This is a genomic window from Monoglobus pectinilyticus (assembly GCF_002874775.1).
Taxonomy (GTDB): Bacteria; Bacillota; Clostridia; order Monoglobales; family Monoglobaceae; genus Monoglobus; species Monoglobus pectinilyticus.
Window position 1 is genome coordinate 25,201 of record NZ_CP020991.1, and the last position, 20,553, is coordinate 45,753.

Consider the following 20,553-nt stretch of genomic DNA (forward strand, 5'->3'; position numbering starts at 1 on the left):
GGAGGGATATAGATGGCGACAAAGATTTTAGGAATGACAGCACTGACAAAGCTAGTAGATAAGACAAAAAAGTATGTCAACGATAAAAAGCTGATAAATGTGATGGAGGGGACAAGTGCAGAAGGCGGCTACTCTGCTGTCATAGGAGGACAAGGGGTGGTCCCCGGAGTTTGTTCAGTATCATTAGGCGGTTATTCGAATGCTGTAAATGGTGAGAGAGCGGTTGCGATAGGCGGATGGTCTCTGCTCTGCAACGGCTACAACACTGTGTGCGGTAAAAATAATTTAGAACCAACAGCCGGATATCATTCTCATAATAACGGCGACGGATTTATAGTTGGAAACGGGACTTTAAGTTCCCGTTCCAACGCTTTTCGTGCGGCGTACAGCGGTGATGTGTATGCGATGAAGTCAATAAACGGAACAGGAGCCGACTATGCGGAGCTTAGAGAATGGTCAGACGGAAATCCTGATAATGAGGACAGATGCGGACTGTTTGTATGCTTTGACGGTGAGAAGATACGGCTTGCAAATTCAGAAGACCCAAAAGACTTACTCGGAGTTATATCAGGAAATCCATGTATAGTTGGAAACAACTATGATGACCAGTGGAGCGGAAAATATAAGAAGGATGTATTTGGCCGGTTGCTGACTGAGCATGTAACGTGGGAAGAGGAAAGGGATGATAATGGCAATATTATAACACCTGCAGGCGAAGGAGATGTATATATTTTATCGGAAGACTATGACCCTTCACAAAGTTACATACCGAGAAAAGACCGCCCGGAATGGGGATATATGGGAACGCATGGAGAACTGGTTGTTATAGATGACGGCACATGTGAAGCAAAAGGCCGATGCAAACCGAATAATGAGGCAAAAGCAACGGCAGCAGAAGACGGTTTTTACGTGCTTGAGCGGATAGATGATAACCATATTAAAATATTTGTGAGATAGGTTGGGGGATAATGACATGGTTTTGGACAGCACAATAATAGTTGGGGTGCTATCATTAATAGGTACGCTCATTGGCTCATTATCAGGGATATTTGCAGCGAATAAGCTCACTACATATAGGATAGGACAACTTGAAGAAAAGGTAAATAAACATAATAATTTAATAGAGAGAATGGTAGCCGTTGAAGCGTCAGCTAAGTCAGCTCACAAACGGCTTGATGAACTGAGCGAGGAGGTGAAAGAGCATGAATAATGTAACTACAGGAACAATAGCAAGAACCATAGTATTAATATTAGCACTAGCAAATCAAGTATTGGCTATGTGCGGTAAGCAGGTGCTTAATATTGCAGACGATGATATATATCAGACGGTCAGCCTATTATTTACAATTGGTGCGTCTGCTGCAGCATGGTGGAAGAATAATTCATTTTCAGTTAATGCTATAAATGCAGATAAATATTTAAATAAACTTAAAAAGAATGAAAGTGAGGAAAAATAATTATGAAATTAAGTCAAACAATAGAACTGATGAATAGTTCTGATTACAAGGATAGATTTAAAGCTGAATACTATCAGACAAAAATCCGATATGATAAGCTTCATAAAATGATAGTTAAATACGAGGCTGGAACTTTAAACTTTACACCATCAAGCAGTCTTGAATTGCTTAAAAAACAAAAGTCATTTATGGGCAGTTACATAAATAGTCTTGAAATTAGAGCAGAAATTGAAGGTATAAATTTGTTTGAAAGCGAGAAATGAAAATGGCAAAGATATACATAGACCCGGGACATAACTGCAGCGGAGCGGATACGGGAGCCGTAGGTTACGGACTAAAAGAACAAGATGTGTCTGTGCAAATTGGAGTATTACTTAGAGATATGCTGATTAACAGTGGACAAACTGTAAAGATGAGCCGTGATAGTATTATCGATACGGTATCAAGCAGTTTAAACGGTAGTCTTGCATACAGATATAATAGTGCCAACAGCTGGAATGCAGATGTATTTATTTCAATACACTGTAATGCAGCAAACACAAAAGCGTATGGCTGTGAGACATATTACTGCACGGGCAGCACACAAGGTAAGGCGTTAGCAGAGTGCGTACAGCCGCATATGGCCGCGGAAACACAAAGATATAACAGAGATGTCAAGTCTGCTAATTTTGCGGTTATAAGACACACTAATATGCCTGCTATACTGGTAGAAACTGCATTTATAGACAATTATGACGATAACAGATTTTTAGCCAACGATGACGGAAAATATAAATGTGCAGTTGCTATATACAAAGGTATATGCGACTATTTGGGAATAGAATATAAATTAGAAAGCGAGGATAAACTGATGAGCAAAGAATATGAGGAGTTAAAAGCGGAAAACGACCGTCAGAATGTCATAATTGACCAAATGGGAACAGAACTTGAGGATTTGAGAAACACTGTAAAAGCTATAATTTATGATTATATTGACGAGAATATGCCTGAGTGGGCAAGACCGACAATACAAAAGTTGGTTGACAAGGGATTTTTAAAAGGTGATGAGGAAGGCAAGCTCGGACTTACAGAAGAGTTAATGCGAATGTTTATAGTCAACGACCGCGCGGGGATATATGGGGAGTAATTAGATATGCAATCTTAACAATACTGTAATGATTATCTACATAAAGACTATAAATGCTAAAGGCGGATTTAGTGATGAACAAGGATGATATTGAAGAAAGAATGGACACAAGACTAAACCGGATTGAAGATATGATGCTTAAACAAAATGATGTTATTGACAATCTTAAAGATGATTTAATTGAAAAAATGGATGCAAGTCAAAAATGGATTATTGGTATTGCAATTGCAACTATTTTGGGTATCGCTGCTATGTTAATAGCTGTTTTGGTTGCGTAGCAATTTTGTTGTTAATAATATTAGAAAATTAAATAATAAAAAAGACGGGTTTTAATTGAGAGGGTAGGAACTTTTTGTGCCTACCTTCTTTTAATTTTCATAATTCCACATCAAAATATTTATTATAAAACAAAAATGTGAGATTAATCACATATGTGTTTATGCGATAAATTGATAAAATGTTTGTATATTTTATCAAAGGGCGTGGAATTATGGAACCTGTTGACATTTTGAAAATGTGTTTTAGTAATATACTGTATTTTAAAAGAAAAGAATTAAATCTCAGTCAAGGAAAGATGGCTGAAAAATGCTGTATGTCACTAAGACAATATGCAGATATTGAAAGCGGGAAGAGGTTTCCATCTTCTATTAGCCTGATTAACTTTATAATAAATGGCGAGATAGGTATAAATAAGTTTATTTCTGATATTCAAAAGTTAGGTTATGTGCCCAAAGACAGAGTTAAAAAGGATGAAAAGTAAATTATTATTTAATATAAATGTCTAACATGGCGGTGCATAGGAGCTTGCACACTTAGAAATTGTTGGAACCCTGGTGAGACAGTTAGCTAAAAATGCAAGTGATAAAGAAATTGCTGCCAGTCCTTTAGGCGCTTATTTCATGAATCACGGAAGGTCAGTTTATCCGGCTGATGCTACAGGAGTGCCATTTGATGCAATGGCTATAGCTTCAACAGGCGATCCTATAGGAGACTTAACCGAGGATTTGGCTGCCGAACAAAAAGCGAGAGTCGTGTATGATAATATTTTGAAAGTATCAGACGACCCTGATGTAAACGATGTTATAAAATTCCTGCGTCAAAGGGAAATAGTGCATTTTCAAAGATTTGGAGAAGCCCTGGATCAAATTCAAAATAGACCGGCAACAAAAATGTACTGCGGAGTAGAAAAATAGACATAGTGGATTAATATTTTATTTATAAGTAAAGTGTTTATTTCAGGATACCTGTTTTGGGTATCCTTTTTTTATTCATATAAAATGTTGACATTTTAATATTTTAGTGTATAATCATAGTTATAAATTGTTAGGAGTGATGAAATGGGAAATATAATGACGAGAAAGTTTTTTTCCTGTACTGCTTTGCTTTTGAGTTTGATATTAATTATCGGCGCTTTGACATCATGCGGCGGAAACACTGAAGAGGCAAGACAGGAAGCTGAACAAGCTTTTTCAGAAACCATGGAGGCATTTAAATCCGGTAATGTTGAGCAGATAAAAAACTACTGTGATTCAGTTGAGATAAATGATAATACTGATTTAAGAGCTGCAATCCTGTCATCGTTAAAGAATGTGACGTATGATATTAATTCTGTTACTGCGTCAAGTGCAAAAAAGGCTGTTGTTAATGCAGATATTACTCTTATTGACGCGTCTCAAGTAATGCAGAAATATATAGAAAATATTGCTGTGATGGTCTCAAGTCCGGAATATCAGAATAATCTTGCTACAATGACAAAAGAGGATTATCAAAAACTTATGGACGACCAGCTTGCAAATGTGCTGGAGAACGGCGGAGTTCCTAATGTTACGAAAACTATTGATGTAAATATGAAAAAAGAGGGCGGAAGCTGGAAAGTAGATGGTTCTGCACTGCCTGAACTTCTTGTTACAAACACTTTGAATGCGATAGAGCAGATAAAACAATAGATAATACGGTTATATAATTTTATTTGGCCGTGTTATTATTTGTGTGCAGAAAATATGTATAAATTTTCTAAATATATAATTTACGCAGGTATACACGCCAAATTTTATGGGTGAATACCTGCTTTTTGTTTGCAGTTTTTAATACTATAGTTACATTATTTAAATATATAAGCCTATGAACTTTTATTTAGTGTAACAAAACTCTTGCAATAAAATTTGTTTGGAGTTATAATATACCAGTATGTGTTTAAATTTAGAAACAGTTTGTTTAACATATAACATAAATGGTATGGAAATTACAAAGTATAAATTATAGATTTATTATATTAATTTTGAAAATAATATGAGATTTTGGAGGTATCCTTTATGGGTATAAAAGGGATAATTGAGAAAGTAATAGGAACATACAGCGACAGAGAATTGAAAAAAATCTATCCTATTGTTGATAAGGTCCTCGAACAAGAACCTGTTATGGAAAAAAAGAGCGATACTGAACTCAAAGCTATGACTGAAGTTTTTAAAAAACGTTTAAGTAACGGAGAAACACTTGATGACATTCTTCCTGAAGCCTTTGCGGTTTGCCGTGAAGCTGCCTGGAGAGTTTTGGGAATGAAGCATTTCCCTGTTCAAGTTGTCGGCGGCGTTGTTCTTCACCAAGGCAGAATAGCTGAAATGAAAACGGGTGAAGGAAAAACTTTGGTTGCTACTCTCCCGGCCTATTTAAACGCTCTTGAAGGCAAAGGCGTTCATATTGTAACGGTCAATGACTATTTGGCAAAGCGTGACAGTGAGTGGATGGGGAAATTATACAGTTTTCTAGGGTTAAGCGTTGGCTTAATTATTCACGATATGGACAATGCTGAGCGTAAGAGAGCTTATTCGGCTGATATTACCTATGGAACAAATAACGAAATGGGCTTTGACTATTTGCGTGATAACATGGTGATATATAAAGAGAATAAGGTTCAAAGAGGACATAATTATGCAATTGTCGATGAGGTTGACAGCATATTAATTGATGAAGCCAGAACGCCGCTGATTATTTCAGGAATGGGTGATAAGTCAACTGATTTATATGCCCAAGCGGACAGGTTTGCAAAGACTTTAAAGTTCAAAAAAGTAGTTGAAACAGACTCAAAGGTTGAGGTAGAAGACGAAGATGAACTTAACGAATATGATTATATTGTAGATGAGAAAGCTAAAACTGCAATGCTGACGCCTAGAGGCGTTAAAAAGGCAGAAGAAGCTTTTCATGTTGAAAATTTAACCGACCCGGCAAATATGACTTTGTCTCATCATATTAACCAGGCTATCAAAGCTATTGGTGTAATGAAAAAGGATAAGGACTATGTTGTAAAAGACGGAGAAGTTATTATAGTAGATGAGTTCACAGGACGTATGATGTTCGGCAGGAGATATAATGACGGTTTGCATCAGGCTATTGAAGCAAAGGAAGGCGTAACTGTAGAAAATGAGTCAAAAACATTGGCTACTATTACTTTCCAGAATTATTTCAGATTATATAAGAAATTATCAGGTATGACCGGTACGGCACAGACAGAGGAAGAAGAGTTCCAGGAAATATATAAGCTTGATGTTATTGTTATACCGACAAACAGGCCTCTGCAAAGGGAAGATGAGCATGACAGCGTTTATAAAACAGAAGACGCTAAGTTTAATGCCGTTATAAATGACGCGGCAGCGGCTCACGAAAAGGGTCAGCCTGTACTAATAGGTACGGTGTCAATCGAAAAATCCGAAAAGCTTAGTAAAATGCTCAGAAAGCGCGGAATAAAACATAATGTCTTAAATGCTAAGTTTCATGATAAAGAGGCAGAAATAGTTGCACAGGCCGGTAAAAAAGGAGCAGTAACAATCGCTACGAATATGGCCGGACGTGGTACGGATATTGTACTGGGCGGAAATGCTGAGTTTATGGCTAAGCATGAGATGGAAAAGATGGGATTTTCAGAGGAGCTTATTAACCAGGCAACTGGTTTTGCCGAAACAGACGACCAGGAAATTATAGAAGCGCGCAAAACATTTAAAGAATTAAACGATAGATTTAAATCTGAAATAGAACCGGAGCAAAAGGAAGTTCTTGAAGCCGGCGGTTTAAATATTATGGGTACTGAAAGACACGAAAGCAGGCGTATTGATAACCAGCTTCGCGGCCGTTCAGGACGTCAGGGAGATATAGGTAAATCTAAATTTTATATTTCACTTGAAGATGACCTAATGCGCTTGTTCGCGCCGGAGCGTATTTCTAAAGTTATGAATACGCTTGGACTTGAAGACGATGACGCGATTGAGAGCAAAATGCTCAGCGGAGCTATTGAAACTGCTCAGGAGCGAGTTGAGGGAAAGAACTTTGATATCAGAAAAAATGTCCTTCAGTTTGACGATGTAAATAATCAGCAGAGAGAGATTATTTATAAACAGCGTGATCAAGTTTTGGACGGCGAAGATTTAAGAGACAGCATCATGAAAATGATGAAGGACGTATTCAGTGGTGTAATTGGTCTATATATAGGCGACAAGGGAAATACTCCTGAAGAATGGGATTGGGAAGGCTTAAAAGACCATCTTGAAACCATACTTGGTGAAATGCCGGAAGATTTCCTGAAATTCACTGATGTTGAAATTGACAAAATGACTCAGGACAGACTGACTGATTACGTAATGGAAGATGCCGAGAAAAAATATGCTGAGAAAGAAGAAATGTTCGGCGACGCTATGCGTGAAGTTGAGCGTATAATATTGCTCCGTGTTGTTGACCAAAAGTGGATGGATCATATTGATAATATGGAACAGCTTCGTCAGGGTATTTTCCTGCGCGCATATGCTCAGCATGACCCTGTAATCGAATATAAGTTTGAAGCTATGGATATGTTTGAAGAGATGACAGAATCCATTAAAGAGGATACAATAAAACATTTGTTCCATGTAATACCTCAGTCAAAGATAGAGAGACAGCAGGTAGCAAAACCGATTGCTGAAAATGCAGGCGGAGATGGAACTGTTAAAAAGAAGCCGATAAGGAGGGTTACAAAGATAGGCAGAAACGATCCTTGCCCATGCGGTTCAGGTAAAAAGTATAAGAACTGCTGTCTTGATAAGGATCGTGAGAATGGAAATATATAACTATATGTCTATATAAATAAATTTTATTGAGGTGATAAAGTGATAGCGTTTGATGAGTTTAAGTTAGGGCTCGAGAGCATGGAAAAAGATATTACTGAATTGAGGGATTCACTTTAACTTGTCCGCAGTTGAATGTGAAATAGAAGAACTTGAAAAAGTATCTTTTGAGCCGGGTTTCTATGAAGATATGGATAAAGCCGGAAAGATACTGCAGAAAATAAAATTGCTGAAAAACAAGGTTCAGGGATTTAATGATATTAAAAACCAGTGGGAGGATGTTTCTACCCTCGTGGAACTGGGAATTGAAGAGAATGACGACAGCGTATTGGGTGAAGTAAAGACCGGATATTGCGAGCTTCAGGAAAAAATAGACAATATGAAGCTTGATACACTGCTCTCCGGTAAATATGATAAATTAAGCGCTATTATTACTCTCCATTCGGGAGCAGGCGGAACTGAAGCCCAGGATTGGTGCGAAATGCTTTACAGAATGTACAATATGTGGGCGGAGAGAAAAGGTTTTAAAACCGAGGTAATTGATTATCTTGACGGTGAAGAAGCCGGTATAAAAAGCGTGACATTTTCCATTGAGGGACTGAATGCGTATGGATATATAAAATCTGAAAAGGGCGTCCATCGCCTTGTTAGAATTTCACCTTTCGATTCAGCCGCCAGACGTCATACTTCTTTTGCTTCCTGTGAAGTAATACCGGAACTTGACGAGGAGTTGGACGTAGAGATAAATCCTGAGGATTTGAGAATAGATACCTATCGCTCCAGCGGCGCCGGCGGTCAGCATATAAATAAAACTGAATCCGCTATAAGAATAACACATTTGCCGACAGGTATTGTGGTCACATGTCAGAATGAAAGAAGCCAGCATAAAAATAAAGAAACTGCTATGAAAGTTTTAAAATCAAAGCTTGTCGAGATTGCTGAGAGGGAACAGAAAGACAAAATTGACGATTTAAAGGGTGTACAGACAGAAATTGCATGGGGAAATCAAATCCGTTCATACGTTTTTCATCCTTACAGCATGGTTAAGGACCATAGAACAAACTATGAGACAGGTAATATAAACGCTGTTATGAACGGTGATATTGACGGATTTATTAACGCGTATCTTAAAGCAAAATCAAAAGGTGAGATATAATTAAAACTATGAGGAGAATAAGATGTTTGAAAAACTATCATTTTTAGAAGAACAGTTTGAAGAGCTGGCAAAAAAGATAAGTGACCCGGAGGTCATCGCGGACCAGGAGACTTGGCGTAAATTATGTAAGGAACATTCCGACCTTACTCCAATTGTTGAAAAGTACAGAGAATATAAAAAAAATATGGAAACAATTGAAGACGCTAACGCATTAATGGATGACCCTGATACAGATAAAGAATTTAAAGAGATGCTTGTTGATGAATCAAAAACAGCTAAAGCCAATATTGAAAAAATTGAAGAAGAATTAAAGATATTGCTTCTTCCAAAAGATCCTAATGATGATAAAAACGTTATGGTTGAAATAAGAGGCGGTGCCGGCGGAGATGAAGCGGCACTGTTTGCCGGGGATCTTTTCAGAATGTATTCAATGTATGCGGACAGTAAAAAGTGGAAAATAGAAGTTTTGAATATAAGTGAAATAGGAATCGGCGGCATTAAAGAAGTAACGTTTATGATTAATGGTGAAGGAGCCTACAGCCGGCTTAAGTTTGAAAGCGGAGTTCATAGGGTTCAAAGAGTGCCCGAAACTGAATCGAGCGGCAGAATTCATACTTCAACCGTTACGGTTGCTGTTCTGCCTGAAGTTGATGATGTAGAGGTTGAGATAAACCCGGATGATTTGGAAATTGATACTTATCGTTCGAGCGGCGCCGGCGGTCAGCACATCAACAAGACTGAATCAGCGATAAGAATTACTCACAAACCTACAGGAATAGTGGTTACATGCCAGGATGAAAGAAGCCAGCATAAAAATAGGGAAGCGGCAATGAAAATGCTTCGTTCAAGACTTTATGATAAAATGGAGCAGGAGCGGAGCGCCGCTATAGCTGCTGACAGAAAGAGCCAGGTTGGAACCGGTGACAGAAGCGAACGTATCAGAACATATAATTTTCCGCAGGGCAGAATGACAGACCATCGTATTGGTTTGACTTTGTATAGACTGGAACAGATAATGAACGGTGATTTAGATGAGATTATTGACGCTTTGATTACAACTGACCAAAGTGAAAAGCTGAAGTCTCAAGCTGAGGGAAATATATAATTAATTCAGGTGTTGTTTATGGAAACTAAATTATTATCAAATAGTGAGAATGATTTGAATATTGCAGCTGAGATAATTCGGTCGGGAGGAACTGTTGTTTTCCCGACCGAAACAGTATACGGGCTGGGCGCTGACGCGTTAAATCCTGATGCAGTAAAAAAAATATTTACGGCAAAAGGCAGGCCGGCTGACAATCCGCTTATTGTCCATATTTATGATGTTAAGCAGTTGAACGAGATAGTAAGTGAAGTTCCGGAATCGGCTAAAAAGCTAATGGATAAGTTTTGGCCGGGACCGCTTACAATTATCTTAAAGAAAAGCAATAAAATTAGGAATGAAGTAACGGCCGGACTTGATACCGTAGGTGTAAGAATGCCAGTACAGTCTGAAGCAAAGAGACTTTTAGAACTTTCAGGAGTTCCTATTGCCGCGCCCAGCGCAAATTTGTCAGGTAAACCAAGCCCCACTGCGTTTGCACATTGTGTAGATGATATGAACGGAAGGGTTGATGCAATAATTGACGGCGGCGACTGTAATGTTGGTATTGAGTCCACGGTTATAGATTTATCAGGTGAACCTATTATATACAGACCGGGTGATGTTACGACTGAACAAATTGAACAGATACTGAATTGTAAAGTTAAAACAGTATCGGAAGTAAAAGAAAATGAAAAGCCCAAATCTCCAGGTCTTAAATATAAGCACTATTCTCCAAAAGCAGAGGTTATCATTATTAAAGGTTCGGTTGAAGAAGTAGTGAATTGCGTAAACGGTCAGAAAGATAGATGCGGTATTCTAATATTTGACGAGTTTTCTTCAGAACTAAATAAAAAAATTAGTCCCAATATCGAGATTATCTCGCTTGGGAGTATGAAGTCTCCGAAAGAAGCGGCAAGTTCTTTATTTAAAGCTTTAAGGGAAATGGACAACCGTGGCGTGAAGAGAGTTTTTGCTCCTGAAATCCCAAGTACTGATAAGTGGAGCGGCGTTAGAAACAGATTATACAGAGCTGCCGGAAATAGAATAGTTGACGCAAAAAATTATTTTGAAAAATCCAAAAATCATTCTGATATAAAATCTGAAATAAAAGATATTCATAATATTTTATTTGTTTGCACCGGGAATACCTGCCGAAGCCCTATGGCTGAAGGAATATTTAACAGTATGGCTGAAAATGAAAATTTGAATGTTAGAGCAAGTTCCGCCGGTATCTATGTATTTCCGGGTTCAAAAGTGTCAAAAAACTCAGTGGACGCTTTGAGTGTTGAAAACATAGATATTTCAAAACATCAGCCCAAACAGTTGGATTTTCAATTAATAAGTGATGCTGATTTAGTTTTGACAATGTCATCGTCACATAAGTCGGCGATAATAAATGAATTTCCTGATTTAAAAGATAAGGTTTATACGATTGCGGAATTTGTTGGAGAGAAAAGTGACGTATCTGATCCTTTTGGCGGAGATTTGAATCTTTATAAGAGCTGTATGATTGATATAAAATCCTTGATTGAAAAACTTATATTACGTATAAAGGCTAATGAATAGTTATGGATATGATATTTAAACCTATGGATGAAAGTCATATTGACAGGCTTCTTAAGATTGAGGAAAAATGTTTCCTGGGAGATTCATGGACAAGATTAATGTTTGAAAGTGAAGTAAAGAACAAAATTTCTTCATTTATTGTTGCTTTGTCAAACGACGAAGAAGCTATTCTAGGATATTGCTGTGTTTGGTTCATTGCGGATTTTGCTGAGATAACTAATATTGCTGTCTCTCCTGAGTTTTGGAGACAGGGAATCGGTAAAACTATACTATATTATATAATAGAGAAATCTAAAAAAAATAAATGCAAGTATATAAACTTAGAAGTAAAATCAACAAATATTGCAGCTATATCGTTATATGAAAAAATGGGATTTGTATCAGTTGGTCAAAGAAAAAAATATTATAAAGATAATTCTGACGCTATATTGATGACAAAGGATTTATAGAAGGTGGTAAATTATGAAAATATTAGCTATAGAGAGTTCATGTGATGAAACTGCGGCAGCTGTAGTTGAAGATGGAACTAATATTTTATCTAACGTTATAAATACTCAGATTGAATTGCACAAACTATATGGTGGTGTGGTGCCCGAAATCGCCTCAAGAAAACATATTGAAAACATAAGCGCTGTTGTTGATAAAGCGCTTGATGACTGCAATCTGACTTTTGAGGATATTGACGCTGTTGCGGTAACATATGGCCCGGGGCTTGTGGGAGCGCTGCTTGTTGGCGTGTCATATGCTAAGGGGTTAAGCTATTCGCTGGATAAGCCGCTGATTCCGGTTCATCATATTAAAGGGCATATATGCGCAAATTATTTGGAAAATCCTGATTTTAAGCCTCCTTTTATTTGTTTGGTAGCGTCCGGCGGTCATAGCCATATTATTTATGTTAAATCATATTTTGAATATGATGTTATAGCAAAAACCAATGATGATGCGGCAGGAGAAGCTTTTGATAAAGTGTCGCGCGTTTTAGGTTTTGGCTATCCCGGAGGACCTCAGATACAAAAAGCCGCCGAATCCGGAAATAAATATGCAATAAATTTTCCGCGTGTTAATATGGGAAGTAATGGATTTGACTTCAGTTTCAGCGGAGTGAAAACATCAGTATTAAATTATATACATAATGCTGAGCAAAAAGGGATTGAGATAAATAAAAACGACATAGCAGCTTCATTTCAGCAAGCAGTAGTTGACGTATTGTCGGATCACCTTATAAAAGCGGCTGAGCAGTATTGTGTTGACCGTATCGCATTGGCCGGAGGAGTGGCGTCTAATATTCCGTTACGGGAAACTATAAGTGACAAAGCTGCTGAGAAAAAATTTGAGTTTTGTTACCCTAGGTCTATCCTCTGTACAGACAATGCTGCAATGATAGGATGCGCAGGTTTTTATGAGTATCAAAATGGGAATATTGCCGACTTGTCGCTCAACGCTTATGCAAATTTAGATATATAAACTTTCGCCCTTTAAGGGCGTTTTTTTATTTGAAAATATAAACAAATTTTATATGATTTCTTTGACAAATTTATGTGATTATGATATACTAAAAATAATAATTGATGTGTTATTTTAAGGGGGATAATATGAAAAAATTTAGTGTGTTTTTTAGTGTATTGTCTGTAATTGTGGTGACAATATTATTATCCGCCTGCGGAAATACAAAGAGTGGAAGAAATAACATATATATAGTAGTGGATTCAGTTGAAAAGGATAGTTTTCTTGAAGAAACAAAAAGCGGAGTAAACGATTTTTGCGGTGATAATAATTTTAATTTTGAAAGTTTGACATGTAAAAATGAAAGTGATTTTTTAAATAAGCTGGACTTTGCCGGTGAAAATGGTTCCTTAGTATGGGCTTGCGGGGCTTATTTTTTTGATGATGCAAAAAAAGCTGCGGAGTTTAATACAAAATCTAAATATGTTGTGCTTGACAGCCCCTCTGATGATAAAACAACAAATCTGTTCGGCGTTGTGTTCAGAACTGAGGAATCATCATTTCTTGTGGGATATATTGCAGGGATGACCACTAATACAAATCAAGTAGGATTTGTAGGCGGAATAAATGATGATAATATAGCAACATTTGAATATGGCTATAAAGCCGGTGTTGAGTTTGCAGCAAAAGAAAGAAAAACTAATATTAATATATCTTCTGAATATGTTGGTTCTTATGCGGATTTAGCAAAAGCTTTTTCAATCGGCGATGAAATGTATAAAGCCGGTAATGATGTGATTTATCAGGCCGCAGGAGCTGCCGGACTTGGAGTTATTGAATCTGCGGTTCAAAATGACAGGTGGGTTATCGGCGTTGATGTAGATCAGAGTGAGATTGCGCCCAAAAATGTTCTTACGTCTGCGCTTAAACATTGCAGAGCAATTGCAAAATATGTATCTGAGGATATAATTAAAAATAATTTTAAAAACAGCAATAAAAACACATACTATTTTGGATTGGAAAATGGTTCTGTAGATATACCGTCAAACCATGACAATTATTCAGATGAGTTGTATGAAAAAACACAGAACATAAAACAAAAAATAATTTCTGATGAAATAATTGTTCCTAAGAATAAAGACGATTATGAGACATTTAAGAAGGAGTTGCAGTAAATGACAATATATTTAGATATGATTCAGTCATTAGCGCTGGCTACTGGTCTATTGTTCTTTGGAAAGTTTGTAAAAAGACGAATACATTTTTTTCAAAAATACTGCATACCATCTCCGGTTATCGGTGGTCTGATTTTTTCTGTATTAGTTTTTATATGTCATGAGTTTGGCTGGTTATATATTAACTTTAACACCACATTGCAAGATTTTTTTATGATTGCATTCTTTACTACGGTTGGTTATAATGCTTCAATAAAGCCATTAAAACAAGGCGGAAAGCATATATTTATATTCCTTGTTCTTATTGCTTGTTTAATTATCTGCCAGAACATTATCGCTCTGGGAATAGGTAAATTATTGAATGTTCCGCCTTTGCTTTCTCTATGTACAGGATCCATACCCATGGTTGGCGGCCATGGAAGCGCCGGCGCTTTTGGACCAACAATAAAAGCTATGGGCGTTGACGGAGCCACATCTGTGGCAATTGCTTCAGCAACCTTTGGTTTGGTTGCTGGCAGCGCCATAGGCGGACCAATAGCTAAAAGATTGATTGAAAAGAAAAATCTCTATAAAGAAGTAGAACATAGATTGGATGACCCTGATATCGAGGACTCGGTTTCCGGGTTTAAGGAGTTTATAGCCAGCGGATTTTCATATGGTTTTTATCAGATTGTAATTGCTATGGGACTTGGTACTTTGGTTTCATATGTTTTGAAATTGACAGGATTAAAGTTTCCTTCCTATATAGGCGCAATGCTTGTGGCAGCTGCAATTAGAAACTATTCTGATTTCACAGGGAAGTTTAAAGTTTATTTTATGGAAATTCAGGAAATAGGCGAAGCTTCATTGTCTTTCTTTTTATCGATGGCATTGATGACATTAGAACTATGGACTTTATCAAATTTAGCGCTGCCAATGTTGATTCTGCTCGCTTCCCAGCTTATTTTGATGATGTTATTTTCTCGTTTTGTAATTTTTAAGTATATGGGCAAGGATTATGACGCTGCTGTGATGACAGCAGGAGCATGCGGATTTGGTATGGGAGCCACTCCTAATGCTATGGCGAATATGCAGTCTATAGTAGATAAATATGCTCCGTCGCCCCAGGCTTTTTTAGTTGTTCCGATAGTTGGAGCGTTGTTTATTGACTTTTTAAATAGTTTAATAATTACAGGTTTTATTTCATTTTTTTGATTTATACACCAATTTTATTTTAGGTTTGGGGTGATATGATGACTCGTTTTTTTAAAATAATATATTCTAATAAATTGTTTTGCCTTCTTATGATGATAGCACAGCTTTCTGTGCTTTTATTGCTCAGCGCTTGGCTTGGTGATTATTCTAAATATTTTTATACTTTTATGAATTTTCTGAGCGCTGTATTGATTATATACGAAATTAACAGAGAAGAAGAACCGGGGTTTAAACTGACATGGGTAATGCTTATTGCTATTATACCCATTTTCGGAACTTTGCTTTATATATTTCTGCATTATAACAGAGCCTCAAAAAAAATTGCTGTTCACAGTGACGAAATAAGAGGCCGTACTCTTAAATATACAAAACAGGAGACTGATGTCTTACAAAAATTTTCTGAAACTTATCAAGAGGATATAGGTATATCAAAATATATATATGATTATTCCGGGTTTCCGGTATATAAAAATTCGTCGGCAGAGTATTTTTCTTTGGGTGACCAAATGTTTATTGATTTAAAAGATGAACTAAGGAAAGCTGAAAAGTTTATTTTTATAGAAATGTTTATAATAAATTTAAACGGCAGAATGTGGCCTGAAATTTTAGAAATATTGAAAGAAAAAGCTAAGGAGGGCGTAGAAGTTAGATTAATGTATGACGGAATGGGATGTATGTCTCTTCTGCCAAATGATTATGATGATACGATTAGAAAATTTGGTATAAACTGCCGAGTGTTTGCGCCTATAGTTCCTTTTTTTTCAACATATCAAAATAATAGGGATCACAGAAAAATTATCTTAATAGATGGTAAAACCGTTTATACAGGAGGCGTTAACTTTGCCGATGAGTACATAAATGAAAGAGAAAGATTCGGACATTGGAAAGATAACGCGATAAAAATAACAGGTGACGCGGTATCAGGATATACTTCCATGTTTCTTCAGATGTGGAATACTTCAATTAATAAAGTTAAGGAAGATAATTATGATAAATATATAAATTCTGTTTCTGATGGTGATTTTAAAGAAGGAGACGGATATATTATACCGTTTGCGGACAGCCCCCTGAAAAAGGACAGGTTTGGTGAAACTATGTATATTAATAATCTTAATCTTGCCAAAGATTATGTTCACATAATGACGCCTTATCTTGTTCTGGGTACCAATATGATGCAGGCATTAAAGTTTGCGGCAAAACGCGGCGTTGATGTTAAGATAATCCTCCCTCATATACCGGACAAGCCTTATGCTTTTTGGCTTGCAGGAACTTATTACAGAGAACTTTTGGGGGCAGGAGTTAAAATATATGAATATACGCCTGGATTTGTTCACTCAAAAATGTCAATTTCAGATGATAAGCGTGCTATAATCGGAACCATTAATCATGATTATAGAAGCCTTTATCTTCATTATGAGTGTGCGGCTTATTTGGTTGATGTGCCTCAGATTAAAGATATGGAAAGTGATTTTGTTCATACGCTGAGTTTATGTGAAGAAGTTACTGAAGATACAATTAAAAACAGAAGCTTGGTTACCAGAATATTGGGCAGAGTTATAAGGTTGATAGCGCCTTTGCTATAGATTTTATCAAATGAGAATGTTAATTTTATGACAAATTGAATATCTTGTTATATTTAAATAATTTATTGTTATAAAATGAATTTTAAATTGACTTTTTAACTTGTTATATAGTAGGATAAAAATATAAATTGGAGGTGTTTGAATTGGCATTAAATGTAGTTAGCGAAGCGAGACGTTGTCTGAATTGTAAAAAGCCAATGTGTATGGAAGGATGTCCGATAAGCACTGAAATTCCAAAGATGATACAAATGTTTTTGAATGGTGAGATGGAAGAGGCAGGAGAAATGCTTTTTGATAACAATCCGTTATCAGTTGTTTGTTCTTTGGTATGTTCGCATGAAAAACAGTGTCAGGGTCATTGTGTGCTTGGAAGAAAAGGAAATCCTGTGCATATTAGCAGTATTGAAAATTATATTTCCACTACTTATCTTGACCGTCTCAAATTTGAGAAACCAGAGAGCAATGGTAAAATGGTTGGAATAGTTGGTTCAGGTCCTGCGGGAATTACGATCGCCATAGAACTTGCAAGAAGAGGTTACGATGTAACAATTTTTGAGTCTAAAGATAAAATAGGCGGGGTTCTTAGGTACGGAATTCCTGAATTCAGACTTCCAAAAACTATTCTTGAAAAATATAAATCACTTATGCTCGAGCTTGGTATAAAAATAAGGCCAAACGCTACTATTGGAGGGGCTATAAGTATTGAAGATATATTTAGAGACGGATATGACGCATTATTTATAGGAACCGGTGTTTGGAAACCGAATAGTCTTAGAATCAAAGGTGAAAGTTTAGGAAACGTACACTATGCAATAGCTTATTTAATTAATCCTGACGAGTACAATCTCGGTGATAATCTTATAATCATCGGAGCCGGAAATGCGGCGATGGATGTTGCCAGAACAGCTATCCGCAAGGGTGTTCGAAATGTTACGGTGTTTAACAGAAGTGATAAAGTTGCCGCAAGCGACCTTGAATATGAATATGCAAAGTTTGACGGAGTTGATTTTGAATTTTGTAAGATTCCGGTAGAGATAAAGCCGGACGGTGTTATTTTTAAAGACTCTGTTGTAAACGAAGACGGTTCAATAGAAGAAGTTGAAGGAAGCGAAAAATTATATCCTTCTACCTCAGTAATTATATCAATCAGTCAAGGCGCTCAAGACCAAATCCTTTCGAGAACCAAAGGTATAGATACAAACAAAAAGGGTCTTTTGGTTACAAATGAATACGGTGAAACAACCAGAGAGGGGATATTTGCTTCCGGAGATGTTGTAAAAGGAGCAAAAACTGTTGTTGAAGCGGTTAAATATTCAAAATTAGTAGCCGACGCCATGGATGAGTATATGCAGGGACTTGATAAATAGTAAAATACTATTATAGGTTATTTTTAAGTATCATACAGTTTATTGTAAAATAATTTTAATGAGTAAAAATATAAGTTTTATTTTCAGTTCCAAGAGTATTCTTGGAACTGTTTTTTATTAAAAAATATTATGTTTTTATTGTGGTTATAGTTTGTGTTATAAATATAACATAGAGATTTATGTAATTTTTATGATAAAATATGTCTATATAATAATTTTATGTCATATTTGTATTTAGGGAGAGGAATTTTATGTCAAAATTACGTTTTAGTATTTTATTTTTATCAATATTTTTTTCGTTTTCTTTTTGTACTTTTTCTTTTGCAGAAACTGAGTTTAATGAAGCTAACGAACATAATGTATATTTTTCAGATCCGGATTTTTCGGGTGCCATGCTTTCGTCCGCCGACAGTAATGATATAACAATAGAAATTGCTGGTTCAGACGAGCTTAACAGGAGTACTTTGGATTTACCGGAAGTTGTGTTGGCACAGACAAAAGCCGATACGATAGCTCAGAGAAACGGAACAGGATATAATACATTGGAAGAAGCACTTGACGGTGCTGTAAGCGGCGATACCGTTGTTCTATTAAAAGATTATGAACTTACCCGGGACATTACTGTACCATCAGGAGTGTTCCTTTTATTGTCTTGTATGGACGGTGATACCGGTTATGATACAGAAACAGGCTTTTGTCCGGACGGAACTGATGTGGCTGGAAAAGAGTCAAAATATTGCACGCTTACTATACCTCAAAATGTAACGATGAATATCTTAGGCAAGGTTTTAATAAACTCAGTGGTTGGACGCCCGGGAGGAGGCAACTTTGACCAGAATATTTCAGCAGGATATGCCGAGATAATATTGGACGGCACAATTGAGGTCGGTGCATATGGAATGCTTGACTGCTGCGGATACATTTCAGGAAATGGACAAGTAAATGCAAACGCGTCGTCTACAGTCTATGATTTATATGTTGTTAAGAGCTGGAGAGGCGGAAGCCAGGCGGCAACTATTACTCTTGACGAAGGAATATATCCTATGAACGAATATGAATGCAGAAATATTCAAGTGCCTGTTAAAATTGATTCGCGTGCTACATATGCAGGAACCGTAAAAATGTATGCGGGCGGAGGATATAATCGAACAAGATTTCCGCAGTTTGATAAAAATAATGGTTTAGTTAGAATAAATGACGGCGGTTATGCTATAAAAACTCTTGATAAAGAGTCGGGACGTTCTACAATCGATATTTATGGCGGTGCTGAGGCAAGTCATAGCTCTCTTAATATTGTAGGCACTGACCTAAGCACAAAAGATTATTTATATCCAATTAACGGGATAATGACTTTTAATCTTCATAACGGAAATTATGTGATTAATGATGATTTTAAATTTTTGACTGGTTCTGAGTTAAATCTTTTAGAATCTTCTACATTAACAATAAACGGAGGATATAGGGAGGAAACTCCAACAACTACGGGTAAACGCGGCACAGTTGTATTTTATGACGAATTCCATGATGTTAAAAATCTTGTAAATACTGAATATCCTGAACGACCGGCAGCTAAATTTGAACTATATGCCGGAGCAGCTGTAACGGTTGACAGTGGTTGTGATTTTTCGGCTGACATAACCGGAAGTCCTGAATGTTCGGCGGCGTCACCGGCCAAAGTAGTGATATCTGATGGGGCGGTTCTTGATGTCACAACTAAAGAGGCAAATGGATACAGACCAAGTGCAACATCAGGGCCGGATTCAGTTAAATTGAATTTTGATACTGAATTTATATTTGCTGACTCAACAAAACATTTGGGGACAAAAGCCGGTGAATATTTGTATTCCGGAACAGTTTGGAGCGGAGGCGATATAGTTCAGACGGGCAGTGACGGACAGTTGACAGGAATGGTAACACTTGACGGAAACAAATCAAATGAGGGAGTTAGTGTTACGCTTTCGAATTCAGAAAATAATTATACAGCGGTTACAGATGCTGACGGTAGATATAAATTTAGTAATATTGAATATGGTTCTTATATTTTAAATATTCAAAAATTAAACTTTTTAAATTATAGAAAATCAGCAATTGTAATATCAAATTCTGATATTGTAAATATATCTGAGGTGGTTTTAAACGGCGGAGATTTAAATAGTGATGGAAAGGTTACTTCGTCTGATCTTTCAATACTACTTGGAAATTATCAAAAATCAATTGATATTGGCGATATTAATGGTGATGGAATGGTTACGTCGGCTGATCTTTCGATTTTACTCGCGAATTATCAAAGAAGCGCCATAGCTGAATAAGTTGCT

19 protein-coding genes and 1 pseudogene are annotated in these 20,553 nt (G+C 36.7%); all 20 read left to right on the forward strand.

Annotation, left to right across the window (positions count from 1 at the left end; all coding sequences use genetic code 11):
- The first annotated feature begins 12 nt into the window (after window positions 1–12).
- The 20 genes and pseudogenes from B9O19_RS00140 to B9O19_RS00235 all read left to right on the forward strand — a co-directional run bounded on the left by B9O19_RS00140 (window position 13) and on the right by B9O19_RS00235 (window position 20,547).
- On the forward strand, window positions 13–957 hold the full coding sequence (locus tag B9O19_RS00140; RefSeq protein WP_102364574.1) for a peptidase G2 autoproteolytic cleavage domain-containing protein: 945 nt from the start codon (window positions 13–15) through the stop codon (window positions 955–957).
- Window positions 958–973: 16 nt separating this feature from the next.
- The gene (locus B9O19_RS00145) at window positions 974–1,210 is read left to right on the forward strand and encodes a hypothetical protein (RefSeq protein WP_245862960.1); all 237 of its coding nucleotides are present in this window, start codon (window positions 974–976) and stop codon (window positions 1,208–1,210) included.
- The gene (locus tag B9O19_RS00150; protein ID WP_102364575.1) at window positions 1,203–1,457 is read left to right on the forward strand and encodes a phage holin; all 255 of its coding nucleotides are present in this window, start codon (window positions 1,203–1,205) and stop codon (window positions 1,455–1,457) included. The genes B9O19_RS00145 and B9O19_RS00150 overlap by 8 nt, the downstream gene beginning before the upstream one ends.
- 2 nt (window positions 1,458–1,459) lie before the next feature.
- Complete coding sequence (locus B9O19_RS00155) at window positions 1,460–1,720, forward strand: crAss001_48 related protein (protein ID WP_102364576.1); 261 nt, start codon at window positions 1,460–1,462, stop codon at window positions 1,718–1,720.
- Window positions 1,721–1,722: 2 nt separating this feature from the next.
- Complete coding sequence (locus B9O19_RS00160; protein ID WP_158648865.1) at window positions 1,723–2,583, forward strand: N-acetylmuramoyl-L-alanine amidase family protein; 861 nt, start codon at window positions 1,723–1,725, stop codon at window positions 2,581–2,583.
- A gap of 71 nt (window positions 2,584–2,654) precedes the next feature.
- Window positions 2,655–2,861: a hypothetical protein gene (locus tag B9O19_RS00165; protein ID WP_154058589.1), complete on the forward strand. Its 207-nt coding sequence runs from the start codon at window positions 2,655–2,657 to the stop codon at window positions 2,859–2,861.
- A 212-nt stretch (window positions 2,862–3,073) separates the two neighbouring features.
- Window positions 3,074–3,343 (forward strand): helix-turn-helix domain-containing protein, encoded by a 270-nt coding sequence (locus tag B9O19_RS00170; RefSeq protein WP_158648866.1) that lies wholly within the window; start codon window positions 3,074–3,076, stop codon window positions 3,341–3,343.
- A gap of 52 nt (window positions 3,344–3,395) precedes the next feature.
- Window positions 3,396–3,776 (forward strand): annotated as a pseudogene (locus B9O19_RS00175) (manganese catalase family protein); the annotation flags it as partial.
- A gap of 144 nt (window positions 3,777–3,920) precedes the next feature.
- Window positions 3,921–4,529 carry a DUF5105 domain-containing protein gene (locus tag B9O19_RS00180; RefSeq protein ID WP_102364581.1) on the forward strand — a complete coding sequence of 203 codons (609 nt, stop codon included), beginning with the start codon at window positions 3,921–3,923 and terminating at the stop codon, window positions 4,527–4,529.
- 366 nt (window positions 4,530–4,895) lie between these two features.
- Entirely contained in the window at window positions 4,896–7,673 is a 2,778-nt protein-coding gene (gene secA, locus B9O19_RS00185; RefSeq protein ID WP_102364582.1) for a preprotein translocase subunit SecA, read from the forward strand.
- Window positions 7,674–7,712: 39 nt separating this feature from the next.
- Window positions 7,713–8,826, forward strand: a protein-coding gene (gene prfB / locus B9O19_RS00190) for a peptide chain release factor 2 (protein ID WP_245862963.1) whose coding sequence is annotated in 2 segments (ribosomal slippage) — window positions 7,713–7,775 and window positions 7,777–8,826 — 1,113 coding nt in all. Because the reading frame shifts where the segments join, the coding sequence is not laid out codon by codon here.
- 22 nt (window positions 8,827–8,848) lie between these two features.
- A complete protein-coding gene (prfA, locus tag B9O19_RS00195; protein ID WP_102364583.1) occupies window positions 8,849–9,931 on the forward strand; it encodes a peptide chain release factor 1 in 1,083 nt (360 codons plus the stop codon).
- An 18-nt stretch (window positions 9,932–9,949) separates the two neighbouring features.
- Window positions 9,950–11,476, forward strand: coding sequence for an L-threonylcarbamoyladenylate synthase (locus B9O19_RS00200; protein ID WP_102364584.1), 1,527 nt, complete (start codon window positions 9,950–9,952; stop codon window positions 11,474–11,476).
- Between the two features lie 2 nt (window positions 11,477–11,478).
- Window positions 11,479–11,925, forward strand: a complete 447-nt coding sequence (gene rimI, locus B9O19_RS00205) for a ribosomal protein S18-alanine N-acetyltransferase (RefSeq protein ID WP_102364585.1) — start codon at window positions 11,479–11,481, stop codon at window positions 11,923–11,925.
- Window positions 11,926–11,938: 13 nt separating this feature from the next.
- Window positions 11,939–12,940 carry a tRNA (adenosine(37)-N6)-threonylcarbamoyltransferase complex transferase subunit TsaD gene (gene tsaD, locus B9O19_RS00210; protein ID WP_102364586.1) on the forward strand — a complete coding sequence of 334 codons (1,002 nt, stop codon included), beginning with the start codon at window positions 11,939–11,941 and terminating at the stop codon, window positions 12,938–12,940.
- Between the two features lie 128 nt (window positions 12,941–13,068).
- Window positions 13,069–14,094 carry a BMP family ABC transporter substrate-binding protein gene (locus B9O19_RS00215; RefSeq protein WP_158648867.1) on the forward strand — a complete coding sequence of 342 codons (1,026 nt, stop codon included), beginning with the start codon at window positions 13,069–13,071 and terminating at the stop codon, window positions 14,092–14,094.
- Window positions 14,095–15,288: a sodium/glutamate symporter gene (gene gltS, locus B9O19_RS00220; RefSeq protein WP_102364588.1), complete on the forward strand. Its 1,194-nt coding sequence runs from the start codon at window positions 14,095–14,097 to the stop codon at window positions 15,286–15,288.
- Window positions 15,289–15,326: 38 nt separating this feature from the next.
- Window positions 15,327–16,871 (forward strand): cardiolipin synthase, encoded by a 1,545-nt coding sequence (cls, locus tag B9O19_RS00225; protein WP_158648868.1) that lies wholly within the window; start codon window positions 15,327–15,329, stop codon window positions 16,869–16,871.
- Between the two features lie 143 nt (window positions 16,872–17,014).
- Window positions 17,015–18,238, forward strand: a complete 1,224-nt coding sequence (locus B9O19_RS00230; protein WP_102364590.1) for an NAD(P)-dependent oxidoreductase — start codon at window positions 17,015–17,017, stop codon at window positions 18,236–18,238.
- A gap of 251 nt (window positions 18,239–18,489) precedes the next feature.
- Complete coding sequence (locus B9O19_RS00235) at window positions 18,490–20,547, forward strand: beta-sandwich domain-containing protein (protein ID WP_102364591.1); 2,058 nt, start codon at window positions 18,490–18,492, stop codon at window positions 20,545–20,547.
- The last annotated feature ends 6 nt before the right edge of the window (window positions 20,548–20,553 follow it).